Source organism: Azospirillum sp. UFLA03-27, from assembly GCF_059803775.1.
This window is the reverse complement of record NZ_JAUQTX010000058.1, coordinates 12,773-28,916: the sequence shown is the minus strand read 5'-3', so window position 1 is coordinate 28,916 and position 16,144 is coordinate 12,773. Positions and strand designations below refer to the sequence as shown.

The 16,144-nt window shown below is 67.9% G+C and carries 14 protein-coding genes and 1 pseudogene; 7 read left to right on the top strand and 8 right to left on the bottom strand.

All coding sequences use genetic code 11. The annotated features are described in order from the left end of the window. The 3 genes and pseudogenes from Q4I23_RS11535 to exbB all read right to left on the bottom strand — a co-directional run. Positions 1-268 (bottom strand): annotated as a pseudogene (locus tag Q4I23_RS11535) (hypothetical protein); the annotation flags it as partial. Positions 269-270: 2 nt separating this feature from the next. Next, positions 271-693: a TonB system transport protein ExbD gene (gene exbD / locus Q4I23_RS11530; RefSeq protein ID WP_014241770.1), complete on the bottom strand. Its 423-nt coding sequence runs from the start codon at positions 691-693 to the stop codon at positions 271-273. 4 nt (positions 694-697) lie between these two features. Next, complete coding sequence (exbB, locus tag Q4I23_RS11525) at positions 698-1,663, bottom strand: tonB-system energizer ExbB (RefSeq protein ID WP_498526337.1); 966 nt, start codon at positions 1,661-1,663, stop codon at positions 698-700. Positions 1,664-1,817: 154 nt separating this feature from the next. Here exbB and Q4I23_RS11520 point away from each other — a divergent pair, with 154 nt between their 5' ends. Continuing rightward, the gene (locus tag Q4I23_RS11520) at positions 1,818-2,078 is read left to right on the top strand and encodes a hypothetical protein (RefSeq protein ID WP_498526336.1); all 261 of its coding nucleotides are present in this window, start codon (positions 1,818-1,820) and stop codon (positions 2,076-2,078) included. 37 nt (positions 2,079-2,115) lie between these two features. On the opposite strand, the gene Q4I23_RS11515 is transcribed toward Q4I23_RS11520, so the two are convergent. The 3 genes from Q4I23_RS11515 to Q4I23_RS11505 all read right to left on the bottom strand — a co-directional run bounded on the left by Q4I23_RS11515 (position 2,116) and on the right by Q4I23_RS11505 (position 5,244). Then, a complete protein-coding gene (locus Q4I23_RS11515; protein ID WP_498526335.1) occupies positions 2,116-2,937 on the bottom strand; it encodes a hypothetical protein in 822 nt (273 codons plus the stop codon). Between the two features lie 75 nt (positions 2,938-3,012). After that, positions 3,013-3,369, bottom strand: a complete 357-nt coding sequence (locus tag Q4I23_RS11510) for a Lin0512 family protein (protein ID WP_498526334.1) — start codon at positions 3,367-3,369, stop codon at positions 3,013-3,015. Between the two features lie 108 nt (positions 3,370-3,477). Further along, positions 3,478-5,244: a reprolysin-like metallopeptidase gene (locus Q4I23_RS11505; RefSeq protein ID WP_498526333.1), complete on the bottom strand. Its 1,767-nt coding sequence runs from the start codon at positions 5,242-5,244 to the stop codon at positions 3,478-3,480. Positions 5,245-5,718: 474 nt separating this feature from the next. On the opposite strand from Q4I23_RS11505, the gene Q4I23_RS11500 reads away from it, so the two are divergent. The 6 genes from Q4I23_RS11500 (at position 5,719) to Q4I23_RS11475 (ending at position 12,978) form a co-directional block, all read left to right on the top strand. Further along, entirely contained in the window at positions 5,719-6,324 is a 606-nt protein-coding gene (locus Q4I23_RS11500) for a septal ring lytic transglycosylase RlpA family protein (RefSeq protein ID WP_498526332.1), read from the top strand. A gap of 137 nt (positions 6,325-6,461) precedes the next feature. Further along, positions 6,462-6,872 (top strand): hypothetical protein, encoded by a 411-nt coding sequence (locus Q4I23_RS11495; protein WP_498526331.1) that lies wholly within the window; start codon positions 6,462-6,464, stop codon positions 6,870-6,872. A gap of 122 nt (positions 6,873-6,994) precedes the next feature. Continuing rightward, entirely contained in the window at positions 6,995-8,704 is a 1,710-nt protein-coding gene (locus Q4I23_RS11490) for a LytS/YhcK type 5TM receptor domain-containing protein (protein ID WP_498526338.1), read from the top strand. Further along, a complete protein-coding gene (btsR, locus tag Q4I23_RS11485) occupies positions 8,701-9,420 on the top strand; it encodes a two-component system response regulator BtsR (protein ID WP_014241759.1) in 720 nt (239 codons plus the stop codon). Before Q4I23_RS11490 ends, btsR begins: the two co-directional genes overlap by 4 nt. Before the next feature lie 264 nt (positions 9,421-9,684). Continuing rightward, positions 9,685-11,496, top strand: a complete 1,812-nt coding sequence (locus Q4I23_RS11480; protein ID WP_035679491.1) for a carbon starvation CstA family protein — start codon at positions 9,685-9,687, stop codon at positions 11,494-11,496. Positions 11,497-11,724: 228 nt separating this feature from the next. Beyond that, positions 11,725-12,978 (top strand): MFS transporter, encoded by a 1,254-nt coding sequence (locus tag Q4I23_RS11475; RefSeq protein WP_498526330.1) that lies wholly within the window; start codon positions 11,725-11,727, stop codon positions 12,976-12,978. Positions 12,979-13,197: 219 nt separating this feature from the next. Here Q4I23_RS11475 and Q4I23_RS11470 read toward each other — a convergent pair whose 3' ends face one another. Both Q4I23_RS11470 and ngg read right to left on the bottom strand, forming a co-directional pair. Then, the gene (locus Q4I23_RS11470) at positions 13,198-14,358 is read right to left on the bottom strand and encodes an osmoprotectant NAGGN system M42 family peptidase (RefSeq protein WP_498526329.1); all 1,161 of its coding nucleotides are present in this window, start codon (positions 14,356-14,358) and stop codon (positions 13,198-13,200) included. Between the two features lie 16 nt (positions 14,359-14,374). Continuing rightward, positions 14,375-16,141: an N-acetylglutaminylglutamine synthetase gene (ngg, locus tag Q4I23_RS11465; RefSeq protein WP_498526328.1), complete on the bottom strand. Its 1,767-nt coding sequence runs from the start codon at positions 16,139-16,141 to the stop codon at positions 14,375-14,377. Positions 16,142-16,144: the final 3 nt, after the last annotated feature.

Below are 16,144 nucleotides of genomic sequence, written 5' to 3'. Positions count from 1 at the left end.
GCGTATAATCGTCGGCAGCGTCAGATGTGTATAAGAGACAGGTCGGCGGCGGCTCCGCGGCCGGCGTTTCCGGCATCGGCGGCAGGTCAAGCATCACCGCGGGCGGCGCAGCCGGCGCCTCTTCCATCGCGACGTGCCAGGACAGAGCGGCGAGCGCCAGAAGGGCGTGGGCGCCCAGCACGACCACCAGACTGCCGCCCCAGCGCGCCAGGGCGGGTGCCGTGCGCTCCTCGCCGTCCGGCAGGTCGTTGGGATCGAACGTCGCCACGCTCATTTCGCGGCCGCGCCTTCCAGCCCGACCAGGGCGATCTTCAGATAGCCGGCGGCGCGCAGCGCGTTCATCACCTCGGTCAGCGCGCCGTAATCCACGCTGCGGTCGGCGCGCAGGAAGACGCGGGCGCCCTTGTCGCCGTTCGTCACCCCGTCCAGCGCCGCCGCCAGGGACTCCCGCGCCACCGGCGTGTCGCCCACCGACAGGCTTTTGTCGGCCTGGATGGTCAGGAACAGAGGCTTGTCAGGCCGCGGCTGCGGCTGGGCGGTCGAGGCCGGCAGGTCCACCGGCACGTCCACTGTCGCCAGCGGGGCTGCCACCATGAAGATGATGAGCAGCACGAGCATCACGTCGATGAAGGGCGTGACGTTGATGTCGTGCGACTCGGTGAGATCGTCGCCGTCGTCCAGACGCGCCGCCATGGTCTTACTCCGCCGCCTTGGACACGGTGCGCGGCAGGGCGCGGCGGTCCATGTCGCGGCTCAGCAGCCGCAGCACCGCTGCCGACGAGTCGCCGAGCTGGGCGCGGTAGCCGCCGATGGAGCGGGCGAAGCCGTTGTAGATCACCACCGCCGGGATGGCCGCGACGAGGCCGATGGCCGTCGCCAGCAGCGCTTCGGCGATGCCCGGCGCCACCACGGCGAGGTTGGTCGTCTGCGACTTGGCGATGCCGATGAAGCTGACCATGATGCCCCACACCGTGCCGAACAGCCCGACGAAGGGGGCCGTGGAGCCGATGCTGGCGAGGATGCCGGTGCCGCGCATCATGCGCCGCCCCTCCGCCGCCTCGATCCGCTCCAGGCGCGAGGCCGCGCGTTCCTTCAGACCCTCCTGCGAAGGGGCGTCGGCGGACTGGTGCGCCTCGGCGATCACGGCGCGCAGGAAGGCGGTGGCCGGAGTCTTCTCGAAGCCGATGCTCTCGGCCGCCTGGGTCAGCGAACGCGCCTGCTCCAGCGCCGCCAGGGAGGCCCGCGCCTTGCGCTTGGCCTTCGACAGCTCCACCGACTTGGCGAGGAAGATGGTCCAGGTCGCCACCGAGGCCAGCGCCAGCCCGACCATCACCGCCTGCACCACCGGGCTCGCCGCCATGAACATGCCCCAGGGGGACAGGTCGTGCGGCAGCGTCGCCGTCGCGGCGGTCAGATGCTCCAGTCCGGCGGCGGCTCCCGCCGCAGCGTCCGGCGCCGCCAGCGGGGCGGCCAGCGCGTCGGCGGCGGGCGCCGTCACAGGCGCCGTCACAGGCGCCGTCATGGGCGCTGCCGTGGAAGCCGGTGCCGCGGGAGTGCCGCCGTTGGTTGCGGGGGTGCCCTGCGCCCAGCCAACTCCGCTCGACAGGAAGGTGCCGGCGGCGGCCATCGCAGCGATGGAACGGGTGTGAAGCGCTGTGAACATTGGCGGTTCGAACTTCTTTGCGGCTGACTTCCTTCCTGTATAGTGCGAACGACTCTCATTTGCACCCATAAAGTGCTATATTGCTGCTATGCGACAAATGGGCGGCACGCCGGTTGTTCACGGCGTGACATGTGAACCGCAAGGGAAGATTGCGATGCCCAAGGTCCGGACCGTATCGGAACATGGCAGCTTCCGGCTCGTCGAGCGGGACGGCCGCTACGCCGTGATCGAGGCGCGCGACGGCCAGATCTACGGTCTCCACGGGGAGGCGGGGGACCGTCCCAGCGCGCCGGACCGTCCGGATGCCGCCGAAGCCGTCGTTGCCCCCAGCGACTGGCATGCCGAGGATGAGGCCCGCCGCCGCTTCGCGGAACTCACCGCCCGCGGCGAGGAGCTGGCCCGCAAAATCTGGTGATCCGCATCGGGTGACCAGTGCGGGTGACCAGCGCGGTTCAGAACGCCTGGATCGCCTTCGAGGAGACCGTCCGCCACCGCGCGTCGGCGTCCTTCAGCATGGTCTGGATGTGGCCGATGTGGACCTGACCGTAGAGGATCAGGATGTTGCGGTCCGGTTCGGCCTTGATCGCCGCCACCACCTTGTCCTCGCGAAGGGTGGTCAGCGCGGGCGGCAGCGCCTCGCGCACCATGGCGCCCGACGCGGTGGTGGCCAGCATGATGCGGATGGCGGCCTGGACCCGCCGCTGCACCCAGCCCGGCAGTTGGTCGTACTCGTCCCGGAGTTGCGCCAGATCGATGGTTTCCGGATCGGCCTCGTCCGGATCGTCGGGGGGCAGGGCAGCCAGCAGTTGCGACAGGGTGACGTCGACGTTGCGGGCGTCCGGTCCCGGCGGGCCGATCAGGGCGCGGTTGTCCTGAAGCACCAGCCCGTCGCCGAGCAGGCTCGCCATCATCTCGTAGGGATGCTGCTTGCTGTCCGGGTTCCAGTCCGCCCCCAGCCGGCGCAGCACGTCGGCCACCCCGGCGGGGTTGGAGGAAGCGTCGGGGCGGACCTCCTCGTAGAAGACCAGCCAGCCTTCCTGGCGCCGCTGCGCGATGTGGCGGGCGATCGCGCTGTAGAAGTCCGGCTTGGCGACATGGACCATACCCTGCATCTCCACCTGCCGCCGCCCGTCGCTCATCACGACTCGCGACAGTTCCAGCGGGATATGGTCGGCGATCACGGGCAGGGCGGCCACCACCCCCACGGTCAGAGTGACGAGGCCGCCGGCGAGGATGCCGACGGCGATCAGGGCGGTTCGGAGCGCGCGCTTCATGCCCCGACGCTGGCACGAAACGGGGGGCTGGGGCAACCGCTCCGCACTCAAGCGCCAAACCTCAATCCCCAGACTTCAAATACCGACCTCCACCGCGGCGTTGACGATGTAGATCATCTCGTTGCGGTCGTTCTTGTCGGCCAGGAAGATGCCGCTGGGCGCCAGCATGCCGCCCGACACCACGTTGAAGGACACCTGACCATAGGGGAAGACGGCCCGCACGGCCTCCAGGTCCAGTCGGTCGGCGTCCGCAGGAACGGCGAGATGGACGCGGACCTGCATCCGGCTGGTGTCGCCATCGACCAGCGCACGCATGCCGGGCATGGAGTTGCGCTCGATGGCGTTGCGCACGGCGCGCACCGCGGCCTTGGTCACGTCCTGACCGTGCAGATCGGCGCCCATGCCAAGTTCGACGAACATCACCTGCTTCATGGTCGTGGGTCCCTCCTCGTTCCGTGCTCGGCGATTGCGCTGAGGATGCGCCAGGATCGGCGTGGCGCTGCAGTCGATCCGGCCGTTTTTTCGAACTGCGGAATGCGGTCAGCCGATCCGGAAGGCAAGATAGCTGTCGGTCCCCACCTGTCCGGGCATGGCGAGCAACCCGCCGGGGGGCTGTCCGCTGAAGGTCAGGCTGAGGTCGGTGCCGCCGTTGCCGTCCAGGTCGATTCGCGCGGTGGCCCCTTGATAGCCGGTGGCGCCCGCCAGATCCTCCCAGGTCAGTTTGGAGAGGGTGTCCGTCCAGCCCCAGGCGACAACCCATTCCGCCGGTTGCAGGTCTGTGATGGTGGACCACGTGACGCCTTCGCCCCGACCATCGACGTTGAAGGTGTCCGTGCCGGCTCCGCCGGTCAGGAAGTTGGAGCCAGAGCCGCCGTCCAGCACGTCGTCTCCGCCTCCGCTCTGCGCGGCGTCGTTCCCGCCGAGCAGATTCATGAAATCGCCCTGGTCGCTGCCGACGACCGCTTCCGCGGCGGCCGTTCCCAGGAACTGGTTCTTCAGACCGGCGACCGGGCCGGAATAGGCAGCCATCCGCACCTCGTAGCTCATGGTGCCATCCTGAACGATGGCGCGCTGGTCCGACGCGGCGCGGGGCAGGGCGGCTGCGGCCTCCTGCCGGGAGACCGTGCGGTCGGCGAAGACCAGCTGTTCGATGCCGCGCAACCGGTCGGCGCCACCGGCGCCGGTGACGGTCAGGTCCGCTCCGCTCCCCAATGGATCGCTGGTCACGAACGCGTTGGCGGAGGGGAAGTTGTAGAAGGCCGTGTCGGTGCCGGTTCCGCCGTCGAGAAGATCGTCGCCGCCTCCACCGGCCAGCGTGTCGTCCCCCGCGGCACCCATCAGCGTGTCGGCAAAGGGCGAGCCGGTCAAGCGGTCGCCAGCCGATCCTCCGATGACGGTCTCGATGCGGGTTCCGTAGCCGACGAAAAACTGGTTCTGGGCGAGAATCGAAGGGGCCTGCGCCGAGAACCATCCCCAGCCGCCCGTCAGGTCGACAGTGACAGGAACGTCCGCCCCCGCAGCGGACAGGGTGTCGTTGCCCCCGCCGTCCCAGAGGTAGCGTCCCGGCGCCCCCGGTGTCAGGAGATACAGGTCGTCGCCCGAGCGCACGGCGGGGTTGGGGCCGTAGAGGCGCTGGATCGCGGCGACGTCATAGACGCCCAGCCCGCCGGGCCAGACGCCGTAATAGGACATGATCGTGTTGGTCCGGTTGTCCTCGGACGGAGGCAGGAAGGGCGGGGTGCCGCTGCCCGTGCCGTTGTAGTCGCCGGGATGCTTCAGGCCCAGCGCGTGGCCGATCTCGTGCACATAGGTCCGGTAACCGGCCGATTCGGGGTCGAGGTAGATGTAGGAGCCCGCCGGGTTGGGGTAGTAGGCCATGCCGGAGGCGCCGAAGGCGTCCAATTGGCTCATATGGAACTGGAGGTTGGCGGTCATCGGCGCCGCCGTTTCCACGAAGGCGAGGTTGGCGACGGCGCTCCACTCCCCCATCGCCTGCAACGCCATGGCCTTCTGGCTGTCGTTGAGCGGACGGAAGCCGGGCACGTAGCGGATGCCGGCATCCACGACCCAGCCGTAGGTCAGGCTGTAGGGCGCCGTCGCGGCACCGTCCGGCGGGACGCCCCAGCGGCGCCCGCTGTCGAACGCCCGTACGAACAGCGGATCGCCGGCGCCGCCCGTCGTCCGGCCGGCCGTTTCCATCGCCGGGCCTGAAACGTCATCGAAGCCCGAGACGTCATCGAGGGGTGATCGATCGTCGCCGAGCCCGTCCCCAATTTCGCCAGGGGCGGGAATCCGAAACTCACTCATGTCCGCGCACTCCGTTTGAGTGGACCGGTGTTTCGCTAAATTCGTTCGGAATTTCGATGATGTTTGGTGAAAACGATCGGAGTTCGTCTTTCAATCAGCCAGTACTTATGACAAGGCGTTTGTCCGTGTTCAATGGAACAGACGGCATCATCAGCATTGGGCGATGGAAAATTTCCAGCGAATTTTCAGTATCTTGTGGGGATTCCGGGAAATTCCTTCCTCGCACTCGCGGGCCTGCGGTCACGCCGGGTTATAGGCTGAGGATGACTGGCGGAATTTCCAGGATGGGCAAAAATTCAATCGCTACAAATGAAACACACGAACCGGCTCGCACCCGTCATGATAAGGTCAAAGTAAAATCGTTAAAGAATATTAAGGCGCAATCCTGTCACAGCATAGGTGTGGATTCGCGGATTGACAGGATGGAGAGATTCCGCAACCGTTGCCGCAGAACAACAACGGGGGAGAAAAAGAGTGCGGTATGGCTGTGTTGCGCTCGCCATCTGTGCTGTTTCTGTTGGAGCATGCTCGACTGGTGCACAGATTGCCTCCGTCCCGCCAGTGCCGCAGGACACAATTCTGCAGGATGTCGAGTTTGAGGAAAACTCGGCGCCGGTCGTTTCGGATATCGAACCGGTTTATGTTCACAAGGGGAAGGCGTCCTACTACGCCGATTTCTTCCACGGCCGGACCACGGCGTCGGGGGAGCGATTCAGCCAGAACCGGCTGACCGCCGCGTCCCGCCGGCTTCCCCTGGGCAGCCGGGTGACGGTGACCAACGCCGACAACGGGCGCAGCGTCGAGGTCGTGATCAACGACCGCGGCCCCTACGTGAAAGGGCGGGTGATCGATCTGTCCCGGAAGGCCGCCGGCGAACTGGGCATGATCGAGGACGGCGTGGTGAACGTGCGCGTCGAAGCCCGGCCCTCCGACCAGCCGAACCGCTCGCTGCGGCACCGGCTGGAGCAGATGGTGGCCGCGCTTTACCCCGACCGCAAACCGGCGTCCGAACCGCCTGTGACGGTGGCCGAACGGCCCGAACCGGATTTGACCGGCACGGACCTGGGCGCGGCCGAATAACGGAACCGCGTCCCGTCCGACGCTTCCCACCCAAACGCACAACGCGCAGGCTTCCGCCCAACGGGCGTGGCGCCGCGAAGGCCGCCGATGCGTCCCCGCGGGTGACGGAGCCGTGCGCGCAGAGGAGGTTCCAACCCATGCTGAAACTCGTGATCCGCGACACGCATCACGCCGCCGGCCTTTTCCTGGAGCAGGTGGACAACGTCCGCCAACTCATCGCCGAGTTGAAGGCGCTGAAGCGCGTTCCGTCCGCCTCGCTCTATCTGGAAGGGCTGGCCGAACGTTGCCTGCGGCGCGGCTGGACGGTGATTCCCGCCGATCCGCTGATCCGCGGCTGCACGTCGCGCACCCACATCGTCGAACTCCACCTCGACCCCAACCAGCCGGGTGCGCCCTTCGTCGGCATCTACGAGCCGGGGGAGGACGGCACCCCCTGCCGGCGCCTGCACGACTCCCTGGAAGGGCTGGCGAGCCGCCTGCGCCTGCCGCCCGCCAACACCGGCACCGTGCTGGCAACGGTGCAGCAGGCGCCCGCGCTGGCCGCATAGAGCCATCGCAGCGGTCCTGGGACTCCGGCCGCATCCATTGATTGGAATCATACCGCGGCATGGCGGGCGGGGGTAGCCTGCGGGCCGGCAATCCCGCCGCCCGCCACCCGCCGTCCGCCCCCATGACCGTCGAGCATCTCAGCCTCGTCTTCCTGCTGCTCCAGCAGATGTGCGTGTATCTGGTCATCGCGTACATGCTGAGCCGGACGCCGCTGTTCCTGCCGGTGATGCACCTCACCGTGCGCTGGCCGCACAAGCTGGCCTGCTACGTCATCTTCTCCATGTTCTGCATCATGGGGACCTATTTCGGGTTGCAGATCGACGATTCCATCGCCAACACCCGCGCCATCGGGGCCGTGCTGAGCGGCATCCTGGGCGGGCCGTCGGTGGGGCTGGCGGTTGGCTTCACCGGCGGGCTGCACCGCTATTCGCTGGGCGGCATGTCGGCGGTGGCCTGCGCCGTCTCCACGGTGACGGAGGGGCTGATCGGCGGTCTGGTGCACCGCCACTTCGTGCGCCAGGGCCGGATCGAGCCGCTGTTCGACCCGCTGCGCGTCGGCGCTGTCACACTCGTCGCGGAAATCGCCCAGATGCTGATCATCCTTCTGGTGGCAAAGCCCTTCCCGGCGGCGGTCCATCTGGTCGAGGTGGTGGCTCTGCCGATGATCGTCGCCAACACGCTGGGGGCGGGGCTGTTCATGCGCATCCTGATGGACCGCCGCGCCCTGATCGACAAGCAGTCGAGCGCCTTCTCCGCCAAGGCGCTGAAGATCGCCGCGCGGGCCGACGGCGTGCTGCGGCAGGGTTTCAACGAAGAGAACAGCATGCGGGTCGCCCGCATCATCTACGAGGAGACGGGCGTCGGCGCCGTCGCCATCACCGACCGCGAGAAGCTGCTGGCCTTCATCGGAGTCGGCGACGACCACCATCTGCCGGGCACGCCGATCACCTCGCCCCAGACCTATCAGGCGATCGCCAACAACCAGGTGCTCTACGCCGACGGCAATCTGGTCTCCTACAAATGCTCGATCCACCCGAACTGCCGGCTGGGCGCCTCGCTGGTGATCCCGCTGGTCGGGGAAGACGACCGGGTGATCGGTACCGTGAAGCTGTACGAGCCGAAGACCAAGCTGTTCTCCACCATCAACCGCACGCTGGGGGAGGGCATCGCCCGGCTGCTGTCCAGCCAGATCCTTGCCGGGCGCTACGAACAGCAGAAGGCGCTGCTCGCCCAGTCGGAGATCAAGCTGCTGCATGCCCAGGTCAACCCGCATTTCCTATTCAACGCGCTGAACACCATCTCCGCGGTCATCCGCAACGACCCGGAGCGGGCACGCCAACTCGTGCAGAGCCTATCGGTCTTCTTCCGCAAGAACCTGAAGCGCCCCAGCCAGGAGGCCACGGTGGGCGACGAGGTGGAGCATGTCAGCGCCTATCTCCAGATCGAACTGGCGCGCTTCACCGGGCGCCTGTCGGTGGAGATCGACGTGCCCGACGAACTGCGCCACGCCCGGCTGCCGGCCTTCCTGCTCCAGCCACTCGTTGAGAACGCCATCAAGCACGGCACCTCGCAACTCCTCGGCCCTGGCCATGTCCGCATCGCGGCGCGGCGGGAGGGCGGCGACCTGCTGCTGGCGGTGGAGGACAACGCCGGCCTTTACGAGGAGCGGCCGGGCGGTGACGGGCTGGGCATGTCCATCGTGGACCGCCGCGTCCGCAACCGCTTCGGCAACGGCTACGGGGTGGATGTCGCCTGCGAGGCCGACGTCTTCACCCGCATCACCCTGCGCCTTCCCCTGGACATCCCTGCCGTCGCGGAGACCGCGCCATGATGACCGTCCTGATCGTGGACGACGAGCCGCTGGCCCGCGAGGAGCTGCGGCGCCTTCTTGAGGAGTTCCCCGACCTCCAGGTCGCCGGGGAATGCGCCAACGCCATTGAGGCCATCGGCGCCATCAACCGCCAGCCGCCCGACGTGGTCTTCCTCGACATCCAGATGCCGCGCGTCAGCGGGCTGGAGATGCTGAGCATGCTCGACCCGGAGCGGATGCCCCGCATCGTCTTCCTGACTGCCCACGACGAATACGCCGTCCAGGCCTTCGAGGAGCACGCCTTCGACTATCTGCTGAAGCCGGCGGACCCGGCCCGGCTGGCCAAGACGCTGCAACGGTTGCGCCGTGAGCGCGCGCCGCAGGACCTCGCCGTGCTGAAGGACGCCGCCCCGCTGCGGCTGATCCCCTGCACCGGCCACAACCGCATCTCCCTGCTGAAGCTGGACGAGGTGGAATGCGTGGCCTCCAAGGCGAGCGGCGTCTTCGTCGTCGGCGCCGACGGCGAGGAGCGCTTCACCGAGCTGACCCTGCTGACCTTGCAGGAGCGCACGCCGCTGGTGCGTTGCCACCGGCAATATCTGGTCAACCCCGACCGCATCCGGGAAATCCGCCTGATCGACAACGGTCTGGCGGAAATCCAGACGCTGGGCGGCCAAAGCATCCCGGTCAGCCGCCGCTTCCTCGGCCCGCTGAAGGAGCGGCTGGGCATCGGGTGAATGTCCTGGCTATTCCCTCTCCCCTCTGGGGAGAGCGTTAGGGTGAGGGGGTTGCGCGTGGCGGTGCGTCCGGCAAAAGCGCAACCCCCTCACCGGCCCTGCGGGCCACCCTCTCCCCGGAGGGGAGAGGGTTTGTAAAATCCCCCGCCACTCACCGCCGCTTTCCGACCGCTCGCCACGCCCTGGCGCCGCTCCGGGGAGAGCACCACACGGAGGATGAAACCCGGCCTAACGTGACGGCAGTTCCTTCCAAGGAGAGCTGTCATGGATCACGCCCTAACATTTGTGATCGCGACACTCTGCATCCTCGCCCTCTGCTACCGCTTCTACGGCGTGTTCTTTGTGCGCAAGGTGCTCCGTGCCGATGATTCCGAGGTGACGCCGTCCCACATCCTGGCCGACGGGCGAAACTATGTTCCCACCAAGAAGTGGGTGAACGCCGGCCAGCATTTCGCGGCGATCGCCGCCGCCGGCCCGCTGGTCGGCCCCGTGCTGGCCGCGCAGTTCGGCTATCTGCCGAGCTTCCTGTGGCTGCTGATCGGCTGCGTCATCGGCGGTGCTGTGCACGACACGGTCGTGCTGTTCGCCTCGATGAAGCACAAGGGCCAGTCCCTGTCGGAAGTCGCGAAGGCCGAGCTCGGCCCGGTCGCCGGCTGGTGCACCGGTCTGGCGATGCTGTTCATCATCACCATCACCATGGCCGGCCTGTCGATGGTCGTCGTCCATGCGCTGGAACGCAACGCCTGGGGCGCCTTCGCGGTCTTCATGACGATCCCGATTGCCGTCGCGCTCGGCCTCTACGAGAAGATCACCGGCTCGTCCAAGGGCGCCACGCAGGTCGGCATCGCCGCCATCGCCGCCTCCGTCTTCGCCGGCCCCTACATCCAGGGCACGGTGCTGGGCAGCTGGCTGACGCTGCACGCCGAGACGGTCGCGCTAATCCTGCCGATCTACGCCTTCTTCGCCACGGCCCTGCCGGTGTGGATGCTGCTGACCCCGCGCGGCTACCTGTCGAGCTTCATGAAGATCGGCGTGTTCGGCGCGCTCGTCGTCGGCGTCGTCTTCATCAACCCGGAAATCCGCTTCCCCGCGCTCACCGACTTCATCCATGGCGGCGGCCCGGTGCTGGCCGGCCCGGTGTGGCCGTTCATCTCGATCACCATCGCCTGCGGCGCCATCTCCGGCTTCCACGCCTTCATCGGCTCGGGCACCACGCCGAAGCTGATCGACAAATGGAGCGACATCCGCACCGTGGCCTTCGGCGGCATGCTGGCCGAATGCGTGGTCGGCGTCATGGCGCTGATCGCCGCCACCTCCCTGCATCCGGCCGACTATTTCGCCATCAACTCCTCGCCCGCCGCCTTCCAGGCCCTGAACATGCAGGTCGTCGATCTGCCGCGGCTCAGCCAGGAAATCGGCCTCGACCTATACGGCCGCACAGGCGGCGCGGTGACCCTGGCCGTCGGCATGACGGAAATCTTCACCCGCATCCCGTGGTTCGGCACGCTGGCCTCCTACTTCTTCCAGTTCGTCGTGATGTTCGAGGCGGTGTTCATCCTGACCGCGGTGGACAGCGGTACCCGCGTGGCCCGCTACCTGATCCAGGACCTGGGTGGCGACCTCTATGCCCCGCTGAAGCGTCTCGACTGGGTCCCCGGTTCGATCGCCGCGAGCGTGCTGGCCTGCGTGGCCTGGGGCTACCTGCTGACGTCGGGTGACATCAACTCGGTGTGGGCGCTGTTCGGGGTGTCGAACCAGCTCATGGCCTCGGTCGGCCTGATCATCGGCGCCACGATCATCCTGCGCCTCGGCCAGAAGCGGGTCTACATGCTGACCTGCCTCGTCCCGCTGGCCTACCTGTTCGTGACGGTGAACTACGCCGGCTACTGGATGATCACCAACGTCTATCTGAACCCGCTGGCCAAGGGCTACAACGTCTTCAACGCCGGCATCTCGATCATCATGCTGTCGCTGGGCTTCGTGATCCTGATCGCCGCCCTCAAGAAGTGGAAGGAACTCCTGCGCATCCGCAAGGACACCCTGCCCGAGACGCTGATCGCCACCCCGGCGGAATAGCCGGACACCGGGCAAGCCGCCCGGAGACGACCAAGCGCTCAACCGGAAGAGGTATCTCTGCTCCCCCAGCGGTACCTCTTCTGCATTGCTGTGGAATGGCTGGGACGCCACCGAATCCACGAATTACAAGGGTTGATTCGCCATCCGGCGGGTGCCATCCAAGGGCCGGCGCCGTGGCCTCCGGGCTGCGGCGCCGGTCTTTCGTGGATGAAACGGGTGGTCGGACACATGCCGCAGGTTGCACGGTCGGTACTTTCGCTCCTGCTCGGGGTCGCTTTCCTGATGCTGGGCAACGGCGCGCTCAGCACGCTCATCGGCCTGCGGCTGGCCGGCACGGAGTCCGGTGCGGTCGCGGTGGGCATGATCACCGCGGCCTTCTACACCGGGCTGACCGGCGGCTCCCTGTTCGCCCACCGGGTCATCACGCGGGTCGGCCACATCCGCGCCTTCGCCGCCTTCGCCTCGGTCCTGTCAGCGGCGGCGCTGTCCCACGCCCTGTTCGCCGCGGTGCCGCTGTGGACCGTGCTGCGGCTGGCCGAGGGCTTCTGCATGGCCGGCCTCTACATCTGCATCGAAAGCTGGCTGAACGGCACGGCCAACAACGAGACGCGCGGCCAGATCCTGTCGCTCTACATGGTCACGCTCTACGCCGCCTCGGCGGTGGGCCAGCAGTTGCTGCAGTTGGACGATGAGGCGGGCGTGCGCATCTTCATGCTGATCGCCATCCTGCTGACGCTCGCCCTAGTGCCGGTGGCGCTGACCCGGACCACGCCGCCGACCCTGCCCAACGTCGAATCCTACGGCCTGCGGCGGCTGTACGAGGCGTCGCCGCTGGGCGTCGTCGGCGTCTTCATCAGCGGGACGGTGACCGGCTCCATCTACGGCCTCGCCCCGGTGTTCGGAGCGGCCTCCGGTTTTGGGGTGTCGGGGACGGCGCTGTTCATGAGCACCCTGATCCTGGGCGGGGTGGCGCTGCAATGGCCTCTGGGGCGGCTGTCAGACCGCTTCGACCGGCGCGCCGTCATCATCGGCCTGTCGGCGGCGCTGGCGCTGGTCAGCGTCGGCATGATCCTGGCGGAAGGCAGCGGGCGGCAGGAAACGCTGCTGCTGGTGGCGCCGCTGTTCGGCGGGCTGGCCTTCACGCTCTACCCGGTCTGCGCCGCCCACACCAACGACCATGCCGGGCCGGACAATGTGGTGTCGGTCAGCGGCGGCCTAATCCTCGCCAACTCGGTGGGGGCGATCATCGGGCCGCCGCTGGCCTCGGCCGCCATGGGCTTCGCCGGGCCGGAAGCGCTGTTCGGCTTCATCGCCGCGGGGGCGGGCTCGGCGACGCTTTACGGCCTGTGGCGCACGCGGATGCGCCCGCCGCCTCCCGCCGAGGCCCAGGCGAGCTTTCGCCCGCTGCCCCAGACGACGCCGACCGTCACCCCGCTCGACCCGCTGGGGCCGCCCCGGCCGGAACCGGCGCCGGGGGATTGAGAGGATTTGCGGTGTGAAGCCCTCTCCCGCCTCGGGAGAGGGTTTGGGTGAGGTGGATTTACGCCCGACAGGGCGGAGGAAAACTATCGATCAGCGACGCGGATCGCCTTCGGCGCCCCCTCATCCTGACCTTCTCCCCGCTTTCGGCGGACCGAAGGTCCGCCTGTCGCGTCAGCGCAAACTTCATTTGCGCGTGAGCGGAGGGGAGAAGGAATGGGGTCACTCCTCCACCTTCGCCGGGGCGGTGGGTTGCCAGGGGAAGGCGCCCATCGGTCCCATGCCGACGCGGTCGCGCGGGATCGCCACGTCGCTCTGCATGTAGAGCGCGATCAGCTCGGCCAGCGAGCGCAGCGAGTCCGCGTGGATGCGCTCGTAGCCGTGGGAGCTGTCGATGCCGAAGCAGACCAGAGCCGTGCGGATGTCGTTTCCGGCCTCGATGGCGGCGGCGCTGTCGCAGCGGTAATAGCGGAAGACGTCGCGCTGGTGCTCGATGTCGTGCTGCTGGCACAGCGACAGCAGCTTGTGCGTCAGGTGATAGTCGAAGGGACCGGTGCTGTCGGCCATGGCGACGGTCACGCCGAACTCGCGGCTGTTCTGGCCCATGGCGGTGGTGCCGTTGTCGATGGTCACCATTTCCGCCACGTCCTTGTGCAGCACCGACGAGGCGCCGGACCCGACCTCCTCGGAGATGGTCAGCAGCAGGTGGCAATCGACCGGCAGGGGCAGCTTGGCGTCCAGCACCGCCTTGGCGGCGGCGAAGATCACCGCCACCCCGGCCTTGTCGTCGAGATGGCGGGAGTTGATGAAGCCGCTGGCGTCGAACTCCGCCTGCGGGTCGATGGCGACGAAGTCGCCGACGTTGAAGCCGTGGAACTGCAATTCCGCCAGGGTTTCGCAGCGGGCGTCCACCCGGATCTCCAGATTGGTCCAGGCCACCGGCTGGGTGTCGATCTCCTCGTTGAAGGTGTGGCCGGACGCCTTCAGCGGCAGGATGGTGCCGCGGTAGCTGCCCTTGTCGGTGAAGACGGTGCAGCGCGCCCCCTCGGCGAAGCGCGCCGACCATGTGCCGATGGGCACGACCTCCAGCCGGCCGTTCGCCTTCAGCATCTTCACCTGGGCGCCCAGCGTGTCGAGATGGGCGACCACGGCGCGGTCCGGGCTGTACTGCCGCCCCGCAAGATCGGCGCGGATCGCGCCGCGCCGGGTCAGTTCGAAGGGGATGCCCAACCGGTGCAGCTCGTCGCCGCAGAAATGGACGATCTGGTCCGTGTAACCGGTCGGGCTCGGGATCTCCAGCAGGCGGCGGAGAAGCCCCGTCAGATAGTCCATGTCGATGACCGGACGGACGATCCCGGTCCGTGTCAAGGCTGCCTGCTCCATACCACCTCCTGAACGGTCACGCCCGCGGATCGACCGCGGAGTAGGGGAAGAGAAGATCGAGGAAGCGTTCGGCGGTCGGCTGCGGTTCGTGGTTGGCAAGACCGGGCCGCTCGTTCGCCTCGATGATCGCGTAGTCGGACCCCAGAAGGTCGGGAATCAGAAGATCCAGGCCGACCACCGGAATGTCGAGTGCGCGCGCCGCCTCCACCGCCGCCTCGACCACGCGGTGGTGCAGGCGGTCGGTGATGTCGTGCAGCGTGCCGCCCGTATGCAGGTTGGCCGTTTTGCGAACGGCCAGCGTCTGCCCCTCCGGAAGGACCGAGTCCATGGAGAAACCGGCGTCCCGCACGCAACGTTCCGTCTCCTCGTCCATCGGAATGCGGCTTTCTCCGCCGGTGGCGGCGGCGCGGCGGCGGCTCTGCGCCTCGATCAGCTGAGAGATCGTCCGGTCGCCGGTGCCGACGATCTCCGCCGGGCGGCGCACCGCGGCGGCGACGACGCGGTAGTCGATGACCAGGATGCGCACGTCCTGGCCCTGCACGAACTGCTCCAGCAGGACCGTGTCGCAGATCTTCTTGGCCTTGCCGATCGCCCAGGCCAGCGTCTCCGCGTCGCGCACGTCCACGGTGATGCCCTGGCCCTGCTCGCCGCGGGCGGGCTTCACCACGACGCTGCCGTGGCGCTCCAGGAAGGCGGCGTTGTCGTCCATGCCGGCCGCCGTCATCTGGTCCGGCACCGACAGGCCCGCGCGCAGCAGCGTGCGCCGGGTCACCGCCTTGTCGTCGCAGCGGAACAGTGCCACCGCCGAGGTCAGCTCGCTGAGGCTCTCGCGGCACAGGATGCTGCGCCCGCCGAAGCTGAGGCGGAACAGGTTGGACTCCGCGTCCACCACCTCCACCCCGATGCCGCGGCGCCGGGCCTCGTTGATGATGATCATGGCGTAGGGGTTGAGGCTGGCCTCCACCGCCGGGCCGGCGAACAGCTTCTCGTTGATCGGGTTCTTGGTCTTCAGCGCGAAGACCGGCACCCGCCGGAACCCCAGCTTCTCGTAGAGCGCGATGGCGTTCGCGTTGTCGTGCAGGACCGACAGGTCCATGAAGCTGCGCCCGCGCTCCTTGAAATGTTCGGCCAGCGCGCGGACCAGCGCCTCGCCGATGCCGGGATAGGCCGCCTGCGGATCGACCGCCAGACACCACAGGGAGGAGCCGTTCTGCGGGTCCTTGAAGGCGCGGACATGATCCACCCCGGTGACCGAGCCGATGACCGCCCCACTGACCGGATCGGTTGCGATCAGATGGGTCAGCACGCGGCTGTCACGCTCCGACCAGCAGAATTCCGGGTCCATGGTCACCATGCCGCGGGCGCCGTAGATGCGGTTCACGGCATCGACGTCCTGGCGGCCGCGCAGCGTTTCGATGGCGAAGCCGCGCGTCTCGCTCCCCGGCCGGAAGCCGGCGAGCCGCAGGCGGTAGGTGTGGGAGGGGTCAAGGAACAGCTCGGTCGGCGCCTGGGCCAGCGCCACATGGGGGTCCTCCAGATACAGCGCGATGTCGCGCCGTCCCGGACCCTCCTGGCGCATCGCCGCGATCAGTTCACCCACGTCGGGAAAGGTGTTGGCGAACAGCAGGCGGCCCCAGCCGCAATTCACCACCGCGCGCGGCGTCGGCCCAAGCCCCGCCCCCGTCCGGCGGTTCGGACGCGGCGAGTCCTCGTCCATCAGGGCGGAGACCAGGGCGCGTTCGATCCGGAAAGGCGTCTGGGTGCGATTCTGCATCGTCATCATGCG

Coding starts and splice junctions, on each gene's coding strand:
- exbD (WP_014241770.1), bottom strand. CDS start 693: ATGGCGGCGCGTCTGGACGACGGCGACGATCTCACCGAGTCGCACGAC.
- exbB (WP_498526337.1), bottom strand. CDS start 1,663: ATGTTCACAGCGCTTCACACCCGTTCCATCGCTGCGATGGCCGCCGCC.
- Q4I23_RS11520 (WP_498526336.1), top strand. CDS start 1,818: ATGCCCAAGGTCCGGACCGTATCGGAACATGGCAGCTTCCGGCTCGTC.
- Q4I23_RS11515 (WP_498526335.1), bottom strand. CDS start 2,937: ATGAAGCGCGCGCTCCGAACCGCCCTGATCGCCGTCGGCATCCTCGCC.
- Q4I23_RS11510 (WP_498526334.1), bottom strand. CDS start 3,369: ATGAAGCAGGTGATGTTCGTCGAACTTGGCATGGGCGCCGATCTGCAC.
- Q4I23_RS11505 (WP_498526333.1), bottom strand. CDS start 5,244: ATGAGTGAGTTTCGGATTCCCGCCCCTGGCGAAATTGGGGACGGGCTC.
- Q4I23_RS11495 (WP_498526331.1), top strand. CDS start 6,462: ATGCTGAAACTCGTGATCCGCGACACGCATCACGCCGCCGGCCTTTTC.
- Q4I23_RS11490 (WP_498526338.1), top strand. CDS start 6,995: ATGACCGTCGAGCATCTCAGCCTCGTCTTCCTGCTGCTCCAGCAGATG.
- btsR (WP_014241759.1), top strand. CDS start 8,701: ATGATGACCGTCCTGATCGTGGACGACGAGCCGCTGGCCCGCGAGGAG.
- Q4I23_RS11480 (WP_035679491.1), top strand. CDS start 9,685: ATGGATCACGCCCTAACATTTGTGATCGCGACACTCTGCATCCTCGCC.
- Q4I23_RS11475 (WP_498526330.1), top strand. CDS start 11,725: ATGCCGCAGGTTGCACGGTCGGTACTTTCGCTCCTGCTCGGGGTCGCT.
- Q4I23_RS11470 (WP_498526329.1), bottom strand. CDS start 14,358: ATGGAGCAGGCAGCCTTGACACGGACCGGGATCGTCCGTCCGGTCATC.
- ngg (WP_498526328.1), bottom strand. CDS start 16,141: ATGATGACGATGCAGAATCGCACCCAGACGCCTTTCCGGATCGAACGC.